14 protein-coding genes and 3 pseudogenes are annotated in these 17,481 nt (G+C 67.3%); 11 read left to right on the top strand and 6 right to left on the bottom strand.

Annotated features, from left to right (window positions below):
- Positions 1-18 precede the first annotated feature (18 nt).
- Complete coding sequence (locus K9U37_RS02530) at positions 19-1,278, bottom strand: ISL3 family transposase (protein ID WP_243070271.1); 1,260 nt, start codon at positions 1,276-1,278, stop codon at positions 19-21.
- A 225-nt stretch (positions 1,279-1,503) separates the two neighbouring features.
- On the opposite strand from K9U37_RS02530, the pseudogene K9U37_RS02525 reads away from it, so the two are divergent.
- A pseudogene (locus K9U37_RS02525) lies at positions 1,504-2,905 on the top strand (putative PEP-binding protein).
- Positions 2,906-2,918: 13 nt separating this feature from the next.
- On the opposite strand, the gene K9U37_RS02520 reads toward K9U37_RS02525, so the two are convergent.
- On the bottom strand, positions 2,919-5,099 hold the full coding sequence (locus tag K9U37_RS02520) for an FUSC family protein (RefSeq protein WP_243070383.1): 2,181 nt from the start codon (positions 5,097-5,099) through the stop codon (positions 2,919-2,921).
- Entirely contained in the window at positions 5,096-5,659 is a 564-nt protein-coding gene (locus tag K9U37_RS02515; RefSeq protein WP_243070382.1) for a TetR/AcrR family transcriptional regulator, read from the bottom strand. Before K9U37_RS02515 ends, K9U37_RS02520 begins: the two co-directional genes overlap by 4 nt.
- 137 nt (positions 5,660-5,796) lie before the next feature.
- Between K9U37_RS02515 and K9U37_RS02510 the strand changes: the two genes are divergently transcribed.
- Positions 5,797-5,982: a hypothetical protein gene (locus K9U37_RS02510; protein ID WP_243070381.1), complete on the top strand. Its 186-nt coding sequence runs from the start codon at positions 5,797-5,799 to the stop codon at positions 5,980-5,982.
- 146 nt (positions 5,983-6,128) lie between these two features.
- Positions 6,129-6,800, top strand: a pseudogene (locus tag K9U37_RS02505) (epoxide hydrolase family protein); the annotation flags it as partial.
- Positions 6,801-6,817: 17 nt separating this feature from the next.
- Here the strand turns inward: K9U37_RS02505 and K9U37_RS02500 are convergent.
- Positions 6,818-8,068: an ISL3 family transposase gene (locus tag K9U37_RS02500; RefSeq protein WP_243070380.1), complete on the bottom strand. Its 1,251-nt coding sequence runs from the start codon at positions 8,066-8,068 to the stop codon at positions 6,818-6,820.
- Positions 8,069-8,191: 123 nt separating this feature from the next.
- Between K9U37_RS02500 and K9U37_RS02495 the strand changes: the two are divergent.
- The 5 genes and pseudogenes from K9U37_RS02495 to K9U37_RS02475 form a co-directional block, all read left to right on the top strand.
- Positions 8,192-8,674, top strand: a pseudogene (locus K9U37_RS02495) (alpha/beta fold hydrolase); the annotation flags it as partial.
- Between the two features lie 370 nt (positions 8,675-9,044).
- Positions 9,045-9,686, top strand: a complete 642-nt coding sequence (locus K9U37_RS02490; RefSeq protein ID WP_243070379.1) for a TetR/AcrR family transcriptional regulator — start codon at positions 9,045-9,047, stop codon at positions 9,684-9,686.
- A gap of 103 nt (positions 9,687-9,789) precedes the next feature.
- Entirely contained in the window at positions 9,790-10,725 is a 936-nt protein-coding gene (locus K9U37_RS02485; protein ID WP_243070378.1) for a class I SAM-dependent methyltransferase, read from the top strand.
- Positions 10,726-10,902: 177 nt separating this feature from the next.
- Entirely contained in the window at positions 10,903-11,766 is an 864-nt protein-coding gene (locus K9U37_RS02480) for an SDR family oxidoreductase (protein ID WP_243070377.1), read from the top strand.
- A gap of 62 nt (positions 11,767-11,828) precedes the next feature.
- Positions 11,829-12,314: a DUF456 domain-containing protein gene (locus tag K9U37_RS02475; RefSeq protein ID WP_243070376.1), complete on the top strand. Its 486-nt coding sequence runs from the start codon at positions 11,829-11,831 to the stop codon at positions 12,312-12,314.
- On the opposite strand, the gene K9U37_RS02470 is transcribed toward K9U37_RS02475, so the two are convergent.
- Both K9U37_RS02470 and K9U37_RS02465 read right to left on the bottom strand, forming a co-directional pair.
- Complete coding sequence (locus tag K9U37_RS02470) at positions 12,303-13,097, bottom strand: tyrosine-protein phosphatase (RefSeq protein ID WP_243070375.1); 795 nt, start codon at positions 13,095-13,097, stop codon at positions 12,303-12,305. The genes K9U37_RS02475 and K9U37_RS02470 overlap by 12 nt on opposite strands.
- Positions 13,094-14,323, bottom strand: coding sequence for an acyl-CoA dehydrogenase family protein (locus tag K9U37_RS02465; protein WP_243073192.1), 1,230 nt, complete (start codon positions 14,321-14,323; stop codon positions 13,094-13,096). Before K9U37_RS02465 ends, K9U37_RS02470 begins: the two co-directional genes overlap by 4 nt.
- Before the next feature lie 235 nt (positions 14,324-14,558).
- Here K9U37_RS02465 and K9U37_RS02460 point away from each other — a divergent pair, with 235 nt between their 5' ends.
- From K9U37_RS02460 to K9U37_RS02450, 3 genes are read left to right on the top strand one after another with little or no spacing between them, the layout of a single operon-like run.
- Positions 14,559-15,653, top strand: coding sequence for a Re/Si-specific NAD(P)(+) transhydrogenase subunit alpha (locus K9U37_RS02460; protein WP_243070374.1), 1,095 nt, complete (start codon positions 14,559-14,561; stop codon positions 15,651-15,653).
- Entirely contained in the window at positions 15,653-15,976 is a 324-nt protein-coding gene (locus tag K9U37_RS02455; RefSeq protein ID WP_243070373.1) for an NAD(P) transhydrogenase subunit alpha part 2, read from the top strand. Before K9U37_RS02460 ends, K9U37_RS02455 begins: the two co-directional genes overlap by 1 nt.
- Positions 15,973-17,412, top strand: a complete 1,440-nt coding sequence (locus K9U37_RS02450; protein WP_243070372.1) for an NAD(P)(+) transhydrogenase (Re/Si-specific) subunit beta — start codon at positions 15,973-15,975, stop codon at positions 17,410-17,412. Before K9U37_RS02455 ends, K9U37_RS02450 begins: the two co-directional genes overlap by 4 nt.
- Positions 17,413-17,481: the final 69 nt, after the last annotated feature.

Below are 17,481 nucleotides of genomic sequence, written 5' to 3'. Positions count from 1 at the left end.
AACCGCATAGAACCGGCTCTACTGACATGAATGTGGATGACCTCCTGTGTGGTATGGGAGCTTCAGGGTGACGGGTCCGCAGGCTAGGAGGATGAGCGCGAGGGCGGCCTTGGCACTGTGGAAGCCGTAGGCGCGTCGGATGAGAAGCCGCACCTTGGTGTTGAGCCCTTCATGGCGTCCGTTGGAGAGTCCGCGCTCGAGGGCGGCGTCGATGCCGGCGCGGTGTTTACGGATGGTGCGTCCGGCCTTAATGAACTCGGGGATGCGGCTGCGTTGGGCTCGTGCGCACCAGCGATTGAGCAGTTCGGCGACGGTGGCCGTGTCGAGGTCGCCGGCGAATACCTCGCGAAGTGCTTCCTTGAGTTGGTAGGCGCGCCAAAGTATTCCACCGTTGCGTTTCATCTCCCGTAGGGTTTGGGCTTGGGTGTCGGTGAGGTCGGCAGGATTCTTCAGCAGCGCCCAGCGAGCGCCCTTGAACGTCTTGGCGATGCGCTGATCGGGCAGTGTGCGGGCGGCCTGCCAGACCTGGCGGCGCACCGCCTCAAGCGCATCGGTGACGACTTTGACAACGTGGAAGGGATCAAAGCAGATGACCGCCGCTGGTGCCCGCTCGCGCACGGCTTTGGCGTAGGCCGGTCCCATGTCCATCGACACCGCCTCCAGGGATGCGCCGCCGTCGGGCAGCTCGTCGAAGAATGCGCCCAAGGTGTCGGTGTCCTTACCGGGTTTGCCCCACACGATGGTGCCGCTGTCGTGGTCGGAGACCAGCGTCAAATACCGGTGGTGTTTGCGCCAGGAGATCTCATCGACGCCGATGTCGACCAGCCCGCACAGCCGGTCGGGGTCTAACACGTCGGCGACGACCCGCTCACAGATCGCGCCCACGGTGCGCCAGGCGACACGGGCAAAGCTGCTGACGGTGGTCTTGTCGGCCTTGGTGACCAGCCACGCCACCAGGTCCTCGAAGTCGCGGGTGTGCCGGGAATCGGGGCGCGCAAACGGCACGCCCTCGGCCAGCACACCGTGGTCCGGGCAGCGCAGCCGTCTGCGCCGCAACAGGATCCGACATATCCGCCCACCCATGTCCAGATGCCGCCACGATGAGTCCACCTCACGGGTGTCATAGCGGTGCCCGGTGCTAAACGAACACTGCGGGCAGCACAGCCGCCGACGGCGCAAGCTAACCGTCACCCGCAGCTCGCCGTCGCACACAGCGGTCTTGCCGGCCCGCACCCCAGACAGTCCGAGGAGGGAATTGAGTAGGGTTGATGCGCGCACGGACGGCTCCAGGATCGATTGGGGTCAGAGCCTTCGAACCTAGATCACCGTCCGTGCGTCCCCACTCACCATCCCCGGCCCATACCACACGCTCCCCGATCCACATGAACGTCAGGAGAGCCATAGAACCGCACACCGACGGCCGGGTCGCGGCGCACCGTTTCGGTAGTGACGTCGTAGGCCTGGCCAGCTCGGCCACCGACGCGCGGCGGTAGCGTGATTCACATGTCCGCCTCGATCCGGCCTCCTTCAGTGACCACAGCGCCCGGCGCTGTTCTCACCGGCGTCCCCGTGGTTCCCGGCGTCCGGTTCGCGCCCGTCATCCGCCCTGGCAAGTTGCCCCCGCTCGAGGAACTCGAACCCGGCGGCGAGGTCGCCGAGGGAGAGCGCGACGCCGAGGCCGCCCGGTTCACCGCCGCGGCGGCCACCGTCGCCGACCGCCTCCGCGAGCGCGCCGCCACCACCACCGGAGCCGCCTCCGAGGTGCTAGCCGCCACGGCGATGCTGGCGCAGGACCGTGCATGGCTGGGCGCCGCCGAGAAACGCATCAGGGAAGGTGTGCCCGCCGTGCGGGCAACCGCCGAGGCGGTCGCCCAGTTCATCGACTTGTTCACCCAGGTCGGGGGGCTGATGGCCGAGCGGGTGACCGATCTGCGCGACATCCGTGACCGGGTGGTCGCCGAGCTCAGTGGCCTACCCGAGCCGGGCGTGCCGGTGCCTTCCCGGCCGTCGATCCTGTGTGCCGAGGACCTCGCGCCCGCCGACACCGCGAGCCTGGACCCGGCGCTGGTCGTCGGGCTGGCCACCACCCTGGGCGGGCCGACCAGCCACACCGCCATCGTCGCCCGCCAGCTGGGAATTCCCTGCGTGGTCGCGGTCAGCGGCCTCGACGACATCGCAGCCGGCACCGACGTGCTGGTCGACGGCACCCGCGGCACCGTCACCGCGTCGCCCGACCCGGCGGAGGCCGCCGCGGCCGTCGAAGCCGCGGACGCCGCGGCCGCCGCGACGGCCGGCTGGACCGGTCCCGGCGCCACGGCCGACGGGCACCCGGTGGCGATCCTGGCCAACGTCCAGGACGGCTCAGCGGCCCGCTCGGCGCCGGCAGCTCGCCGTGGGTGATGGCACCGATGATCGCCACGCCCGATGAGGCCAAGCGCTTCGCCGAGCGCGCGCGCGAAACCTGACCCCCGGCGTCATGATCGAGGTGCCCGCCGCAGCCCTGCTGGCGCACCGGATCCTCGAGCACGTCGAGTTCCTCTCGATCGGCACCAACGACCTGGCCCAGTACACGATGGCCGCTGACCGCATGTCGGCCGAACTGGCCGCGCTGACCGATCCGTGGCAGCCCGGCGTCTTGGCGCTCGTGGCGCAGACCGCACGGGCCGGGGTGACGGCCAGCAAGCCGGTGGGGGTGTGTGGTGAGGCCGCCGCCGACCCGCTGCTCGCATGTGTGCTGACCGGTCTGGGCGTGACGTCGCTGTCGGCGGCCGCCGCCGCCATCACCGGTGTCGGCGCCAAGCTGGCGTCGGTCACCCTGGCGCAGTGCCGCGACGCGGCCGAGGCGGTGCTGACCGCGGCCAGTGTGGCCGAGGCGCGTGCGGCGGCACTGGAAGTGTTGAGCTGAGAGGACTTTCGCGCTAGGTGTGTGCGGGGTCGGCGGCAGCCGCCGGCGGATAGGTCAGCTCGAGCTCGCCGATGTTGGCCGCCGCGGTCACCAATGGCAGGGCCGCCGAAACGGTGAGCTCGCCTGCAGCGGCCTCGGCACGCAGGGCGGGCACCAATGCGTCGCTGATCGGGGGGAGCGATGCGTTGGGATCGCTGCCGTCGAGGCGGGCGCACACCGCCGTGGTGTGGGTCTCGAGCACCTGACGCGCCTGCGGATACACCCCGAGCGGTGGCGGCACAATGTCGGCGATGAGATCGGCGGCCGTGCGCAGCCGAATGGCGCGGTTGGATGCCCGCACCACTGGCGCACGTGAGTCGATAGGTCCGCTACTTTCCGAAAGGTATTGGCGTACAGCATCATCCAATGTCCGAGATGCCGTGAGCGCATCATGGCTCAGGGCGTTGACCCGGTTCTCGGCCTGCTCGAACGCGCCGCGGGTGACCCGGTTCACCGCCGCGCGCAGGTAGCGCGACCCCACCTCGCAGGACGCGTCGATGGCCCGCTGTACCGACGTTTTGGCGCCGCGTGGCCACAGCAATAGCGAGACGACGACGCCGACGCACGCCCCGACCACCACGTCCTCGACCCGGATCAAGCCGACCTTCCACCCGGTGGGCACGATCAGGTTGAACACGATCAGCACCATCATGGTGAAGGCGGCCTGACTGGCGGTGAACGAGCCGATCTCGGGCACGTAGGCCGACCCGAACGCCACCACGGGCAGCAGCACCCACATCACGACGGGATCGATGCCGAGCAACTCGATGACGACGGCGCCGATGACGAAGCCGATCACGGTGCCGGTGACCGCGCGCAGCATGCTCGTTCCGGTAGTCAGGGCGCTGCTGCGCAGGACCGACAGCGCCCCCAGCACCACCCAGAACCCATGCTGGACCGGAAACACGAATGTCACCAGCACGGCCAGGGCCAGGCCGAGGCCGGTTCGCGCGCTGTTGCGCACGGTGACAGCTCGGGTCACCAGATAGCCGGTCATCAGCGCGGTGACCGCCGCGGTCTCGGAGTAAACCCGGTCGGCCACACCGGTTTCGGGAAGCTGCCTGCCCAGCACGCGGGCCCATGCCGGGCGGGCATCGGCCGCCGCGGCACTGGCGATCAGGCGCCCGGTGACGGCGATCGTGGCGCCGATGGTGCGTCGGCTCAGCAGTGTGCGGCCCAGTTCGACAGCGGCGGCCTCGTCCGGCTCGGCGAGGATGTCGACGATGTCCTGCCGGTAGCTGCCCACCGCGATGGTTCGCAGCTCGGCCAGGGCGGTGCTCAGATCGGCACGCGCACCGGCCCGGTCGGCCGGGCGGGTGATGCCCAGGATGCGGGCGCAGTCGCGGAGCACCCGCACCGCGGGCTCGGCCATCGACCCGAGCAGGCCGCCGGTGTCGTCAGTGACGCGATCGCACAACCACTGCAGGTCGTCGACGACCCGGACCAAGGCGCGACTGCCAGCGGTCAGGGCCACCGGCCGGTACGCCGCGCCCAGGAAATTGGCGCGCAAGGCATCCATCGCCCCGGTGAGGTCGGCGCCCGTCGCGGTGCCCTCGATCCGCGCGGCCAGCACCTGGCACACCGCGGCCGCATGACGGCGCAGCTCACCGTGGTGGCGCGGCGGGAACAGAAACAGTGCGGCGGGCATGCAGATGGCCAGCGCGATCGCCCATCCCAGCAGCCGTTCACCCAGCGGGCCCCCCGGCGTGCAGATCGGCAGCACGAACGTAAGCAGCGTCGCGCGTTGGCCGGCCGCGATGATCTCGCTGAGCACACCGGCGAAACTGACCAGCGCACCCAGGACGAACATCAGCGAGACCGCCAGCCACGGCACGGGAGCGGCCAGAGTTCCAACGCTGATCAGCACCGCGCCGTTGAAGCCAAGACCGGTGTAGGCCAGCGCGCGGGTGTTCATGTTGCCGGGAAAGTCCACGACGATCAGTAGGGCGATCGAACCGAAGATCGTGAACAGCGGTGTCTGCGAACCGCCGCCGACGGCGAAGCTGACCGCCGCCGCGACGGGGATGACGATGGCTGCACGCAGTGCGCGCCGCGCCCCGTCGTGTTCGGGGTCGCGCGTGCGGATCCGGTTGGCCGCCCGGCGCCAGCCACCCACATCGCGGTGCGCGGGCTCGACGGAATCGGTCCGGGTCACCGGGGCGGCACGGTGCTGAAGCTGCCGGAGTCGAGCGCGTCGAGCATCTGGCTGCTGATCCACTCGTAGACCCGCGGATCGCGGGGCAGGGTCGCCTGTTCGTAGCCGACCAGCATGTAGACGCACCAGTCGGCGAACACCTCGGCCTGCCGCTCGTCGCGGACGATATCCATCGCATAGTCGTAGCAGACCCGGTAGCGCTCCTCGTCGACCTCGACCTGGACCTTGTAGACCTCGGGGTCCACCGAACTCCACGACCTGATCGCGGCTTCGGCGCCGTGCGGGAGCGACAGCACGGCGCGGATGATGACCTGCATCCGCTGCCGCGGATCGGTCACCGCATTGAAGGCCCTGGCCATTCGCATGGTGCGGTCCTGCACCCAGTAGGCGATCAGCTCCCGGCTGTAGGCCGGCCAGCTGGAGAAATAGTGGTAGAACGACCCCGTGGTGACTCCGAGCCGGTGGCACACCTCGGCCAGCTTCAGTCCGCCGAAGCCCAGATCGGCGAGTACTTCGAGGCCCGTCTCGAAGTACGCCTCTCTGGTGGCGACAGTGGCCATGTCTGAAGACCATAGTTCCCAGATGTCGCCGGTCGGCCGGGAAGACGCGATCCACAGTCAGTTCGGACGACGAGGGTGTCGCCGCCCGCCGATGATGCGGCAAGCTGGCGGCCAGCAGACCTATTCGAGGAGTTGCCATGACTGTCCAGATCGCGAGTGATCAGGCCACCGGCGTGCTGGCCGATGTGCGCAGAGTCTTCACCAGCGGCCGGACCCGGCCGCTGGTGTGGCGGACCGGCCAGCTGCGCACCATCGAGCGCATGTGCGACGAGCGTGAGCCCGAGATTGCCGAGGCCATCGGCAAGGGCAGGCTCTGCCGTTGACGCAGCTGCCCGGTCGCGGCCCCACGGAAAAGCCGGAAGCGCCAAAATAGGCGTGGCACGCCGCTGCCCCAGTCAGCAACCTCGGCCTGGGCTACTCTGTTGCCCATCCGTCTAACCGGAGAGGAAACATGAGCGAGACGCGAGAGATCAGGCCCTTTCGGATCGGTGTTCCCGATGAAGTCATCGACGATTTGCTATTGCGGTTGGCGCACACACGCTGGCCCGAAGCCCAAACTGTAGATGACTGGAGCCAGGGCGTGCCGTTGGAGTACGCCCGTTCTTTAGCGTCCTACTGGGCCGACGGATACAACTGGCGCACACGTGAGTCCGCGATCAACCGATTTGACCATTTCCTCACCGAAATCGAAGGTCTGGACATCCATTTCATCCATCAGCGGTCCCCCCATCAGGACGCCTTCCCGCTGCTGATCTCCCATGGCTGGCCCGGCTCGATCGTGGAGTTTCATAAGGTGATCGAGCCGCTGACGAACCCGACGGCGCACGGAGGGCGGGCCGAAGATGCCTTCCACGTTGTGTGCCCGACGCTTCCGGGTTTCGGCTTTTCTGGGAAACCCACCCACACCGGGTGGGGCGTCGAAAAGATCGCGCAGGCTTGGGAGACGCTTATGGTGCGCCTGGGTTATGAGCGTTATGGTGCGCAGGGCGGTGACTGGGGCGCGGTGATCACCACATTGGTCGGCCACTACCGCGGCCATTGTGTAGGCATCCACCTGAACATGCCGGTCGCCCATCCCTCGGCCGATGACCTCGCTAATCCGACCGAGGAAGATCGGCAGGTCCTTGCGACGTTGGGATCTACTGACGTTGTAGTGGGTCATTTTCGTCCTGGTAGTGCTGGGCAGAGGCCGCCTCGGGTGAGCATGGCCATGCCGATCAGGGCGTCAGGGCTGTGGAATCCGTAGGCGCGTTTGGTCAATGCCCGCAGGTGGGTGTTGGTGGCCTCGGAGCGGGCGTTGGACAGTCCGTGATCGAGGGTGTTCCAGATCAGGTCGCGGTAGCGGCGGATGCTGCGGGCCAGCGCAACGAATTCGGGGATGCGCGAGTGCGAGGCCCACGACAACCACCCGGCCAGTAGCTGCCGCCCGTGGGTGCCTTTGACCCGAAAGACCTCGCGTAGCTGCTCTTTGAGCAGATACCCCCGGTACAGGGTGGCGTTGGTGTCGGCGATCTCCGCGAGGCTGGTGCGCTGCTCGCCGGTCAACTCGGCCGGGTTCTTGCGGGTCGCCCACATCGCATGCCGATCGGTGATCCCGGCGCTGGTCATGGTGCGTACCCGCACCTTGTCCAGTGCCTTCATGGCCCAGGCCACGACATGGAAGGCGTCCAGGCAAATCAGCGCCTGCGGCGCGCGTGCACGCACCAGGGCGTGGATCCATTCCGCGCCGTCGCAGCTCACATGCGTCAATGCTGCGGCCCGCTCGGCGCCCAGCTCGTCGAAGAACCGGCCCAGCGTGTCCTGGTTGCGGCCCTCGCCGGCCCACACCAGCCGGCCTGTCGTGTGGTCAACCACGCACGTCAAGTAGCGGTGCCCCTTGCGGTAGGCGATCTCGTCGATGCCGATCCGCGACAGTCCCGCGAGCAGATCGTTGGTGTCGCGGCCATCGGCCACCACCCTGGTCACGATCGCCGCCACGGTGCGCCAGGCGATCCGCAGCAGCACCGTGAGCACACTCAATGCGGTGTGGGCGGCCAGCCACGCGCAGGTGTCCTCGAATGCCCAGGTGTGTTTGGCACCCGGGCGCGCCCACGGCACATGCGCCACCACCACCCCGTGCTCGCCGCATGCCACCCGCGGTGCCGCGGCCTGCAGATACGCCTTCGTGGTTCCCACATCCAGGGTCCGCCACCGCCTGACCCCGTCCCCGTCCCGGCCGCCGGCGTCATAGCCCGGGCACCGCTTGCGACACCGTGAGCAACGGCCTGCCTGCGACGCCTTGGGCCGCACCGAGAACACCAGCACCTCGCTGGTCTTCGGCTGCTTGCGGCCCGTGGTCTCGGTCTGGATCATCACGTCCTCGATCACCATGTTCTGGTCACCCAGACCGGTCGCGAATACCCTGGACATGCGCAACGCCGTACACCCTTCTCACGGATTGAACCTTTAGCAGTCCAAAACGTAAGCAGGACACGGCGTTGCGCCCAAATTCCCAGGTCAACGAACCCACTACAACGTCACAAGAGCCCGACGTTGGAGCACTATCAGCGGTGGGATATGGGGTATTCCGAAGAACAGTCCACCCGGCCGCAGACATTGGGCTATGGGCTGGTCGATTCGCCGGTGGGGCAAATGGCGTGGATCATCGAGAAGTTCTGGTCGTGGATGGACTGCAACGGCAATCCTGAGAACGTACTCACCCGCGACGAACTGCTCGACAACGTGATGCTGTACTGGGTGACCAGGAGCGGAAGTTCCTCGGCACGAATCTACTGGGAGAGCTTCGCCAAGCTCCTAGAGTGCTACACTGGATCTGCTAGTTTAGGTCGGGTCGAATTGCCTACTGGCATAGCCGCTTTCCCCAAGGAAATCCTGCCGGCAGCGCGGCACTGGTGTGAGAACAACTATAACGTCACTCGCTGGACAACTATGCCGCGAGGTGGACACTTCGCCGCGCTCGAACAGCCGGATCTGTTCGTCGAGGACGTTCGGGCATTCTTCGGCACGCTGCGTTGACCGAACTCCTTCGGCCTTGTACTGAATACTCAAGCGGCTAGCGGAGTTTCGAGCGCGAGATCGTTGAACAGCGTTTGCGTGTCGATGCGGATTGGTTCGTAGTCGCGGTCGACGCGCGTCCGGTGGGCGGGTTTGCGTCCCATCCTTGGGCTGCGGATCCCGGCCAGGATGGGGGGCGATGACCTGGTCCGCAGCGCGAGCAGGGCGGCGGTGGTACGCGCTGCTGCCGGCGGGACAATTGTCAATCAAATTTTAAGCACTGCAAAGACTCGCGTATGAGACAGAGTGTTTATCGGAAATCAAAATGTGAAACAGGTAAGCAAATGACGGCCACCGTCAAATTGTGCCCTCGTTGTGGCAGAATTTGACTATGGCGCACACAGCCAGTCGAGGTCCCGGACGGCCGCCTGCAGCTAAGGCGGCGGAGACGCGTGAGCGCATCATGCGCGCCGCCCGCGAGGTGTTCAGCGAACTCGGTTACGACGCCGCGACCTTCCAGGCAATCGCGATCCGCGCCGACCTGACGCGCCCCGCCATCAACCATTACTTCGCCAGTAAACGGCTCCTCTATCAAGAGGTCATGGAGCAGACCAACGGAATGCTCATCGAATCGGCCGTCCAGCACTCCCAGCGGGAGAGCGCGCTGGCCGGACGGATGCGTGCGTTTCTGCGCGCAGCTGTCGAGGCCCAGGGTGAGGACCGCTCTGTCGCAGCCTTCCTGGCGACCTCCGTCCTGGAGTCGCAGCGTCATCCCGACCTGAACCAGGAAGACAACGAGTCGCTGACCTTCACCCGCGGGTTCGTTACCTCGGCGATCAAAGACGCCATCGAGGGAGGCGAGATCCGGCCCGACGTCGACGTGGACGCCGCCGCCGAGATGTTGATGGCGGTCATGTGGGGCCTCGGCTTCTACGCCGGATTCGTCGGTGACCAGGAGCGACTGATCACGATCACCGATCAGTTCCTGCAGTTGCTCAACGGCCAGATGTGGCGCGCGGCTGACCCTGCATGAGGCCCGCCACAGCTGCCCATAGCTTGGCTAAGCGTTTCGGTAGCATTGCTGAAGACCCTTGTGAATAGGGTCGATGCACACCGACTCGAAGGTACCTTCTGCTATGAGCACCCTGCGCACCCACGACGACACCTGGGATATCGCGACCAGCGTCGGATCGACCGCCGTGATGGTCGCCGCCGCCCGAGCCCGCGAGACTGACCGCCCGGACGCGCTGATCCGCGACCCGCACGCCCGAATCCTCGTCACCGAGGCCGGTACCGGGATGTGGGAGAGCATCCTGGACGACTCCATGGCCGAGCGGGTGGCCACGGCCGACCCGGAAGCCGCCGCGATCTTCGCCCACATGGGCAACTACCAGGCCGTGCGCACCCACTTCTTCGACGCGTACTTCACCGATGCCGTCGCCGCCGGCATCCGCCAGGTGGTGATCCTGGCCTCGGGCCTGGACTCGCGCGCCTACCGGCTGGACTGGCCGGCCGGCACCCACGTCTTCGAGATCGACCAACCGAAGGTCCTCGGGTACAAGGCTCAGACGCTGGCCGCGCACGGAGTGCGTCCCGCGGCAGCTCTGCACGAGGTGCCGATCGATCTGCGCCAGGACTGGCCCGCGGCGTTGAAGGAACATGGCTTCGACCCATCCCAGCCGACCGCATGGCTCGCGGAAGGCCTGCTGATGTATCTGCCCGCCGACGCTCAGGACCGGCTCTTCGAACAGATCGCCGAGCTGAGCGCGCCCGGCAGCCGGGTCTCGGCCGAGGCCGTCGGGCACCGGGACGAGAGCCGCCGCGCGGAGTTCCGGGCGCGCTTCGAGAAGGTCGCCGACCAACTCGGCATCGAGCGCAAGATCGACATCGGCGACCTCACCTACAACGACCCCGACCGGGCCGACGTCACCGAATGGCTCAACGCCCACGGCTGGACGGCTTCGGGCATCTCCTCGGTCGAGGAGATGCGCCGGCTGGGGCGGTGGACCGAGGTGCCGATGGCCACCGATCCAAACGCTTTCGCCACCTTCGTCATCGGCGAGCGCCCCTGAGAAGCTAGCCTCGCGCGTCGAGCCTGCGCACAGATCGAAAGCCACGCGAACCACGCGCTGTGCACAGAGCCGATCCGCAGACCGGCCTGATCGCCCAACCGCCTGGTTGACTACGATTGCCAACGCCGGGTGGCGTCGCACGACCCACCTCATCGAACGGCCGGAGAGAGGAAGCTCATGCCCGGAGTTGCGGATCGTGCCATCGTCGTCACCGGTGCCGGAGGTGGTCTGGGCCGCGAGTACGCCCTGACGCTGGCCTGTGAGGGCGCCAGCGTGGTGGTCAACGACCTCGGCGGCTCGCGCGACGGCACCGGAGCCGGCCACTCGATGGCGGACCAAGTGGTCACCGAGATCAAGGAGGCCGGCGGTCGCGCCGTGGCCAACTACGACAGCGTCGCCGACGCCGATGGTGCGGCCAACATCATCAAGACCGCGATCGACGAGTTCGGTAGGGTCGACGGTGTGGTGAGCAACGCCGGCATCCTGCGTGACGGAACGTTCCACAAGATGCCGTTCGAGAACTGGGACGCCGTCATCCAGGTGCACCTCTACGGCGGTTACAACGTCATCCGTGCGGCCTGGCCGCACTTCCGCGAGCAGAGTTACGGCCGCATCGTGGTCGCCACCTCGACCAGCGGTCTGTTCGGCAATTTCGGGCAGGCCAACTACTCTGCCGCCAAGCTCGGCTTGGTCGGCCTGATCAACTCGCTGGCCCAGGAAGGCGCCAAGTACAACATCAAGGCCAATGCGGTGGCCCCGATCGCGGCCACCCGCATGACCGAGGACATCCTGCCGCCGGAGGTGTTCAAGAAGCTCACCCCGGAATACGTCGCGCCCGTGGTCGGCTACCTGTGCTCCGAAGAGGTGCCCGACAGCGCGTCGGTGTTCATCGTCGGCGGCGGCAAGGTCCAGCGGACCGCGCTGTTCCAGAATGAGGGCGTCACCTTCGACCACGTGCCGACCGTCGACGACGTCGCCGCGCACTGGGCGCAGATCGACGACCTGTCGGCGGCCAAGCATGCCACCTTCTCCCTGAGCTGAGCGCCAACACGTTTCGACCTCACCGCACACTGGACGCCCGCTCGGGCGGTAGGTTCGAACCGATGAGCACCGCCGGCGTCGTTCTCGTAGCGCTGGCCATCGCCGTCGGACTGGTCGGCATCATCGTGCCACTGCTGCCGGGAACGCTGTTGGTGTACACCGCGATCGGGGTGTGGGCGGTGCTCGAACACACCGCGGTCTCGTGGGTGGTCCTCGGTGTGGTCACCGCGATCATCGCCGCCAGCCTGCTGGTGAAGTACGGCTGGCCGGTGCGCCGCATGCGGGCCGCCGAGGTCAGCGGCTGGAGCCTCACCGCGGGCGCGGTCCTGGGCGTGATCGGCTTCTTCATGATCCCGGTCGCCGGACTGATCCTCGGCTTCGTCCTCGGTGTATATCTGGCCGAACTCGCCGCACGCCGCGACCAGCGCCGCGCGTGGGCGTCCACCGTGCATGCGGTCAAGGGTGCGGCACTGTCGGTCGGCGTCGAACTGGCCGGCGGACTGCTGGCGACCGGCGTGTGGGTGGTCGGTCTGGTGCTATCCCAGTAGCTCGGCGCGGGTCCGCTCGACGTCCTCGGCCGTCACGCCGGAGACCCCGAGGAAGCCGTCGAGCCCGCCGTAGGTCTGGTCGATCGTGCGACGCGCGGTCATCAGGTACTCCTCGCGCACCCCGAGGACTCCGTCGGTCAGCCGCGCCTCGGCGAAGGTCATCACCTCGGGCGTCTCACCGGTGAGGTTGCTGATCGACTCCATGATGCGCTCACGAAGCAGCGGCACGGCATCGTTGCTGCGCAGGAAGTCGGTCAGGACCGCCTCACGCGGGACCCCGATCGCCTCGAGCACCACCGCCACGGTGAAGCCGGTGCGGTCCTTGCCTGCGAAGCAGTGCGTGATCACTTGCCGGCCCGAGCCCAGTAGCGAAAAGACCTGGCGCACAGCGCGTTGCGCGCCACCGAGGACGGGAAAATTCTCGTACTCCTCGGTCATGAACCGCTCGGCCGCAACTTCGACGTCCTCGTCGTCGGGCTTCTCGGTCATCATCTTCTGCCAGCTGTTTTCGTGCCGCGCCTCGGCTGTGGTGTTGGACAGGTCCGGGAACGGCAACAGGTGCACGACGACACCGTCGGGAACCGCGCCCGGCCCGCGACGCTCCACTTCCTGGGGCGAACGCAGGTCGGCCACGTCGGTGATGCCGAGCCGGCGGAAGACGTCCCGGCCCGAATCGTCGAGTCCGCTGAGCTCACTGGACCTGAAGAACCGGCCGGGACGCACTCCCGCCGTCTCGGCGATGTCGCGGAAGTTCCACGCACCGGCCAGCTGACGTCCGCTCATCCCCGGACCGCCGCCGTGGCCATAGCGCTTGGCTCGCTGCCGAGCTCGGCACGCGCGATGCTGCGCAGGTGCACCTCGTCGGGACCGTCGAAGATGCGCATCGCGCGCTGCCAGCCGTACATCCGGGCCAGCGGGAAGTCGTCGCTGACGCCCGCCCCGCCGTGCACCTGGATCGCCCGGTCGATGACGTTGCAGGCCATCTGCGGTGCCACGGCCTTGATCTGGGCCACCAGGTTGCGGGCTTCTTTGTTCCCGTGCTGGTCGATGGTCCACGCGGCTTTGTGGCACAGCAGCCGTGCCTGGTCGATCTCGTTGCGGGACACCGCAACTGCGTGCTGAACCATGCCCTGCTCGGCCAGCGATTTGCCGAACGCGATGCGGGTGCGGGCGCGCTCGACCATCAGCGCCAGCGCCCGTTCGGCCACGCCGATCGCGCGCATGCAGTGATGGATACGGCCCGGGCCCAGGCGGGCCTGCGCGATCGCAAACCCCATGCCCTCCTCGGCCAGCAGGTTCGAAGCCGGCACGCGTACGTTGTCGTAGATCACCTCGGCGTGCCCGTGCTGGTCCTGCCAGCCGAACACCGAAGTGGAACGGACCAGGGTGACCCCGAGTGTGTCGACGGGGACCAGGATCATCGACTGCTGTTGGTGCGACGCGGCATCGGGGTTGGTGCGGCCCATCACGATCAGGATCTTGCAGCGCGGGTCGTTGGCGCCCGAGGCCCACCACTTGCGGCCGTCGATGACGTAGTCGTCACCGTCGCGGGTGATCGCCGTCTGGATGTTGCGGGCGTCGCTGGAGGCCACCGCGGGTTCGGTCATCGAGAACGCGCTGCGGATCTCGCCGGCGAGCAGCGGCTCGAGCCACTGTTTGCGCTGCTCCTCGGTGGCGAACAGGTGCAGGGTCTCCATGTTGCCGGTGTCCGGGGCCGCGCAGTTGAGTGCCTCGGGCGCGATCTCGGTGCTCCAGCCGGTCAGCTCGGCCAGCGGCGCGTACTCGAGGTTGGTCAGCCCGGACTCCGGGGGCAGGAACAGGTTCCACAGGCCTCGGGCCTTGGCCAGCTTCTTGAGCTCTTCGACCACCGGCGGCACTGTGAAGTCGCCGGGGCCGGCTGCCGCCCGGTACTCGTCGTAGGACTTCTCGGCGGGAAACACCTTCTCGACCATGAACTCGGTGAGGCGCTCGTGGTAATCAGCCGCCTTGACGGACATGGCGAAATCCATGCCATCACGATAGGACACCTGGCCGCGCGACGACCAGGCCATGGCGACGACGGTGGTCACGATGCCCGTGCGCCGCACCGCCCGCCAGTCGGCCCGAGTTGTCTCCCCCCGATCGGGGGAACTGGATCGACGCGGCGCCTTCCGGGTTGGGGAATTACTTGCGGTTGCAGATAGGGTGTCACGAGCACAGGGTGTTTGCCGATGAAATCCACGCCAGGAAGCGAACGCACGGTTCATGACTGATACGCAAACGACAGTTGGCGTCGTCGCCGAGTCCGGTGCCGACGAGCGCCGCGTCGCGCTGGTCCCCAAGGCGGTGTCGGCACTGGTCAACAGCGGTGTCTCCGTGGTGGTGGAGGCGGGCGCCGGTGAGCGTGCGCTGCTGCCCGACGAGCTGTACACCGCCGCCGGCGCGATAATCGGCGACGCCTGGGCGGCTGATGTGGTGGTCAAGGTGGCACCGCCGACTGCCGAGGAAGTAGCGCGGTTGCGCTCCGGCCAGACGCTGATCGGCTTTCTTGCCCCGCGCAACGCCGACAACCAGATCGGAGCTCTGAAGGAGCGCGGCGTCCAGGTCTTCGCCGTGGAGGCGATCCCGCGGATCTCTCGCGCCCAGGTGATGGACGCGCTGTCCTCGCAGGCCAACGTCGCCGGCTACAAGGCCGTGGTGCTGGCGGCCAGCGAGTCCACCCGGTTCTTCCCCATGCTGACCACCGCGGCGGGCACCGTGAAACCGGCCAGCGTGCTGGTGCTCGGCGTGGGCGTGGCGGGCCTGCAGGCGCTGGCCACCGCCAAACGTCTGGGCGGACGCACCACTGGTTACGACGTGCGCCCCGAGGTGGCCGACCAGGTCCGCTCGGTCGGTGCTCAGTGGCTGGACCTGGGCATCGAAGCGGCCGGCTCGGGCGGCTACGCCCGCGAGCTGACCGAGGAGGAGCGCGCCCAGCAGCAGAAGAAGCTGGAGCAGGCCATCGGCGGGTTCGACGTGGTGATCACCACCGCGCTGGTGCCCGGCCGCCCCGCACCCCGGCTGGTGACCGCCGCTGCGGTGGAGGGCATGAAGCCGGGCAGCGTGGTGGTCGACCTGGCCGGCGAGACCGGCGGCAACTGTGAGCTGACCGAGCCGGGCAAGACCGTCGTCAAGCACGGGGTGACCATCATCTCGCCGCTAAACCTGCCCGCCACCATGCCCGAGCACGCCAGCGAGCTGTACTCCAAGAATCTCACCTCACTGCTGGAACTGCTGATCAAGGACGGCGCGCTGGCGCCCGACTTCTCCGACGAGGTCCTGGCGGCCTCATGTGTGACCCGCGAAGAAAAGGCTCAGTGATGTACGAACAGCTGCTGGCGAACATCGCGATCCTGGTGCTGGCCGGGTTCGTCGGCTTTGCCGTCATCTCCAAGGTGCCCAACACCCTGCACACCCCGCTGATGTCGGGCACCAACGCCATCCACGGCATCGTCGTCCTCGGTGCGCTGCTCGTGCTGGGCAATCTGCCCGCCGACGCGCACTGGGGGGTGCGGATTATCGGCTTCATCGCGCTGGTGTTCGGCACGCTCAACGTGATCGGCGGCTTCCTGGTGACCGACCGCATGCTGGGTATGTTCAAGAGCCGGAAGCCCGAGGCCGAGAAGGCTGGGGCGAACAAGTGAACTACTTCGTCAACGTCCTCTACATCGTCGCCTTCGCGCTGTTCATCCTCGGCCTGTCGGGTCTGACCGGACCCAAGACCGCTGTGCGGGGCAACTGGATCGCCGCCACCGGTATGGGTATCGCGGTGGTGGCCACCTTGATCAAGGTCCGCGACACCGCGTCGATCAACTGGATCCTGATCGTCGCTGGCCTGGTGATCGGTGTGGTGCTGGGTGTGCCGCCGGCCAAGAAGACCAAGATGACCGCGATGCCGCAACTGGTCGCGTTGTTCAACGGCGTCGGTGGCGGCACCGTTGCGCTGATCGCGTGGTCGGAATTCATTGAGACCGATGGCTTTTCGCGGTTCAAGCCCGAGCAGTCGCCGACGGTGGCGCTGGTGGTGGGTTCGCTGTTCGCGGCGATCATCGGGTCGGTGTCGTTCTGGGGTTCGCTGGTCGCGTTCGCCAAGCTGCAGGAGTCGATCCCCAAGAACGTCGAGAAGAAGCTGATCGCCGGCGCCAAGTTCTTCCAGGCGGCCAACATCGTGCTGCTGCTCGGCGCCGTCGCGGCGGCGGTCTACATCGGCCTGAACGCCCACCCCGGGCAGGGCAGCGCGATGTGGTGGATCGTGCTGGTGCTGGTGCTCGCCGGGGTGATGGGGCTGTTCGTGGTGCTCCCTATCGGCGGCGCCGACATGCCCGTCGTCATCTCGCTGCTCAACGCGCTCACCGGATTGTCGGCCGCGGCAGCTGGTTTGGCGCTGAACAACACCGCCATGATCGTGGCGGGCATGATCGTCGGTGCGTCCGGTTCGATCCTGACCAACCTCATGGCGGTCGCCATGAACCGCTCCATCCCGGCGATCGTGTTCGGATCGTTCGGCGGCGGTGACACCGGAGGCGGCCCCGTCGGTGGGGAGCAGGGCACAGTCAAGACCACCTCTGCCGCCGACGCCGCGATCCAGATGGCGTATGCCAACCAGGTGATCGTGGTGCCCGGCTACGGCCTGGCCGTCGCGCAGGCCCAGCACACCGTCAAGGAGATGGCCGAGATCCTGGAGAGCAAGGGTGTCGAGGTCAAGTACGCCATCCACCCAGTGGCCGGCCGCATGCCCGGGCACATGAACGTGCTGCTGGCCGAGGCCGACGTCGAGTACGACGCGATGAAGGAAATGGACGACATCAACGGCGAATTCGCCCGTACCGACGTGACTTTGGTGATCGGCGCCAACGACGTCACCAACCCGGCGGCGCGCAACGACTCGTCGAGCCCGATCTACGGCATGCCGATCCTCAACGTCGACCAGTCCCGGTCGGTGATCGTGCTCAAGCGGTCGATGTCATCGGGTTACGCCGGCATCGAGAACCCGTTGTTCTTCGGTGAGCACACCTCGATGTTGTTCGGCGACGCCAAGAAGTCGGTGGGCGAGGTCATCGAGGAACTCAAAGCCCTCTGACACCCTCTCGCCCAAACCGGCAATCGGGCGCGAAAGTGCGAGTGCGGCACACCATTACGTCGATCTCGG

The organism is Candidatus Mycolicibacterium alkanivorans (assembly GCF_022760805.1).
GTDB classification, from domain to species: Bacteria; Actinomycetota; Actinomycetes; order Mycobacteriales; family Mycobacteriaceae; genus Mycobacterium; species Mycobacterium alkanivorans.
This window is presented reverse-complemented; position numbering and strand designations above follow the sequence as displayed.

Bases quoted from the DNA above. Each gene is read 5' to 3' on its own strand.
- K9U37_RS02480 (WP_243070377.1), top strand. From the start codon at position 10,903: ATGCCCGGAGTTGCGGATCGTGCCATCGTCGTCACCGGTGCCGGAGGT.
- K9U37_RS02500 (WP_243070380.1), bottom strand. From the start codon at position 8,068: ATGTCCAGGGTATTCGCGACCGGTCTGGGTGACCAGAACATGGTGATC.
- K9U37_RS02470 (WP_243070375.1), bottom strand. From the start codon at position 13,097: ATGAGCGGACGTCAGCTGGCCGGTGCGTGGAACTTCCGCGACATCGCC.
- K9U37_RS02485 (WP_243070378.1), top strand. From the start codon at position 9,790: ATGAGCACCCTGCGCACCCACGACGACACCTGGGATATCGCGACCAGC.
- K9U37_RS02515 (WP_243070382.1), bottom strand. From the start codon at position 5,659: ATGGCCACTGTCGCCACCAGAGAGGCGTACTTCGAGACGGGCCTCGAA.
- K9U37_RS02460 (WP_243070374.1), top strand. From the start codon at position 14,559: ATGACTGATACGCAAACGACAGTTGGCGTCGTCGCCGAGTCCGGTGCC.
- K9U37_RS02510 (WP_243070381.1), top strand. From the start codon at position 5,797: ATGACTGTCCAGATCGCGAGTGATCAGGCCACCGGCGTGCTGGCCGAT.
- K9U37_RS02455 (WP_243070373.1), top strand. From the start codon at position 15,653: ATGTACGAACAGCTGCTGGCGAACATCGCGATCCTGGTGCTGGCCGGG.
- K9U37_RS02475 (WP_243070376.1), top strand. From the start codon at position 11,829: ATGAGCACCGCCGGCGTCGTTCTCGTAGCGCTGGCCATCGCCGTCGGA.
- K9U37_RS02490 (WP_243070379.1), top strand. From the start codon at position 9,045: ATGGCGCACACAGCCAGTCGAGGTCCCGGACGGCCGCCTGCAGCTAAG.
- K9U37_RS02465 (WP_243073192.1), bottom strand. From the start codon at position 14,323: ATGGATTTCGCCATGTCCGTCAAGGCGGCTGATTACCACGAGCGCCTC.